This is a genomic window from Pseudogracilibacillus amylolyticus (SeqCode), assembly GCF_051918545.1.
GTDB lineage: Bacteria > Bacillota > Bacilli > Bacillales > Amphibacillaceae > Pseudogracilibacillus.
Map to the genome: position 1 here is coordinate 1 of NZ_JBPPZG010000326.1, position 2,606 is coordinate 2,606.

The window sequence follows — 2,606 nt, forward strand, 5'->3', positions numbered from 1 at the left end:
CTTTTTCAAGGAGCGGAGAAGCAAGCCAACGAAGAAATTCGCAGTGTCATTTTTACCGGACTTTTTGAACATCCTCTTAAATAGGAATGGGGTGTACAACATGATTTTAATGCAATTAAAAAATATCGTGAAGTCCTTTGCTGGTGACGTTATATTACATGACATTAATATGGAAATTCAACATAGAGACCGCATTGCAATCGTAGGACGAAATGGTGCGGGTAAATCAACCTTACTTAAAATTATGACAGGTGAAATGGATTACGATCATGGTGAAATTTTTAAAACGAAAGATTTGACGATTGGTTATTTAGCACAACATAATGATTTAGTTTCCACGCATACTATTTGGGAGGAAATGCTGTCTGTATTCACTATATTTATTGAAGAGGAAATAGAGTTAGCTAATCTTGCAGCGGAAATTGAGAAAAAAAGTTCTAATGGGAAATATGATGAAAAACTAATTAATGAATATAGCAGACGGCAAGAGAAATTTGAACAAAATGGCGGTTACCGTTATAGAAGTGATGTAAAAGGTGTTTTAATCGGTCTTGGTTTTCCCGAAGAAGACTTTGATTTGTATGTTAATGACTTAAGTGGTGGACAAAAAACACGTCTTTCACTCGGAAAGCTTTTATTGCAGAGGCCAAAGTTGTTAATTTTGGATGAGCCAACGAACCATTTGGATATTTCCACATTAACTTGGTTAGAAAATTATTTAAGTAATTATGAAGGAGCACTACTAATCGTATCGCATGATCGCTATTTTTTAGATAAAATCGTAAATATAGTTTACGAAGTTGCTCATAAGCGAACATATAAATATCATGGATCCTACTCAAAGTTTCTGCAACAAAAGGCGTTAAACTATGAACGAGATTTGAAAATGTATGAACGCCAACAACAAGAAATGAAGGAAATGGAGGACTTCATTCAACGCAATATCGCCAGGGCTTCCACAACGAAGCGTGCGCAAAGCAGACGAAAACAATTAGAAAGAATAGAAAAAATTGATCGACCATTAGGTGACGAATCAAGTGCCTCTTTTTCTTTTGGAATCGAAAAAACAAGTGGTAATGATGTCCTCTCTGTCAATGACTTTTCCTATACGCATCCGGACGAAAGTGAAGCTCTATTTAAAAATGTTTCTTTCAACCTTCATCGTGGTGAAAGAGTTGCACTAATTGGGGAAAACGGTATCGGCAAAACTACTCTATTAAAAGCAATTATGCTAAACAATCAGGAAAATATAATATTAGGATCCAATGTACAAATTGGATACTATGCTCAAGAACAAGAAAATTTAACTCCTAAAAATACGGTATTAGCGGAAGTATGGGATGAATTTCCGAATAAAACAGAGCAAGAAATTCGGACCGTCTTAGGTAATTTTTTATTCTCTGGTGAAGAAGTGGAAAAAAATATTTTTATGTTAAGTGGTGGAGAAAAAGCAAGAGTTTCTCTAGCTAAATTAATGTTAAAACGGGCAAACTTTCTAATATTGGATGAACCGACAAACCATTTGGATCTCATGAGTAAAGAAGTGCTCGAAGCTGCATTACAGGATTATGCAGGAACCATTTTGTTTGTTTCTCATGACAGGTATTTTATTAACAAAATCGCTGATAAAGTTTTCGATTTAAAGCAAGATGGTGTCACAATTTATCTCGGAGATTATGATTATTATTTAGAAAAAATGCTGGAACAAGAAGAAATTAAAATGCTGGAGAAAAACAAGACTATAAAAGACAAGGACAATCCTAATGATGCGCAGTTGTCATTTACTGAACAAAAGAAATTACAAAGTGAACAGAGGAAGAAAGCAAGACAAATAACTAAACTAGAAAATGAAATTCAAAGCTTAGAATTAAAACTGGAAGAAACCGAATTGTCCATGACTGATCCTAATATTTTTAATGATCATGAAAAACTATTGAAACTTACAACAGAATCAAACGAAATAAAAGAGCAGATTGAACATTTAATGGAAGAATGGACAATACTCCAAGAATAAAGCAAAACAGCTTGTAAGATTTTTGGTACAAGCTATTTTTTGCAATAATCACTCTATTAGTTTTTGCGTTTTCTAAAACCTACCCTATTTACTTTCTAAGAAATATGTATTGGTCACAGTTTCAGATCATGCTTGATGGAACGTATACCATAATACGGATAGACTTATTATCTTAAAATCGAAAATAAAAATCGTTGAAAGGGATCTCCTTCCAACGATTTACTAATAACGAAAAGGATATTTTTATATCTTTCCCGTTCATTTATCCACAACTAATTAAATAAGAAATCCTGTTGACGTGACTGCTCAACTGCTACACGATAAACTATACCATACCCAATCATTGTTGATAATATAGTACTTCCTCCATAGCTTATAAATAAGAGTGGTATTCCGGTTATTGGCATGATCCCAATCGTCATTCCAATATTTTGGAATGTGTGAATTAGTACTAAAGCCATAAACCCAAAACAGACATAGGAACCGTAAGGACTAAATTGAAAGCTTTTCATTCCAAGAGTTACCAATTTATAGATCAGTAAAAAGAATACAAAAATAACAATAGAAGCACCAATAAATCCAAAACTTTCTC

At 33.5% G+C, this 2,606-nt stretch carries 2 protein-coding genes; one reads left to right on the forward strand and one right to left on the reverse strand.

The genetic code is table 11. The features are described from left to right. Positions 1 to 100 precede the first annotated feature (100 nt). Positions 101 to 2,014 (forward strand): ribosomal protection-like ABC-F family protein, encoded by a 1,914-nt coding sequence (abc-f, locus tag ACPYKA_RS20300; RefSeq protein WP_479544003.1) that lies wholly within the window; start codon positions 101 to 103, stop codon positions 2,012 to 2,014. 272 nt (positions 2,015 to 2,286) lie between these two features. Here the strand turns inward: abc-f and ACPYKA_RS20305 are convergent. Next, on the reverse strand, positions 2,287 to 2,606 hold a 320-nt coding region (locus tag ACPYKA_RS20305), incomplete at its 5' end, for an FtsW/RodA/SpoVE family cell cycle protein (protein WP_479544004.1).

Bases quoted from the DNA above. Each gene is read 5' to 3' on its own strand.
- abc-f (WP_479544003.1), top strand. From the start codon at position 101: ATGATTTTAATGCAATTAAAAAATATCGTGAAGTCCTTTGCTGGTGAC.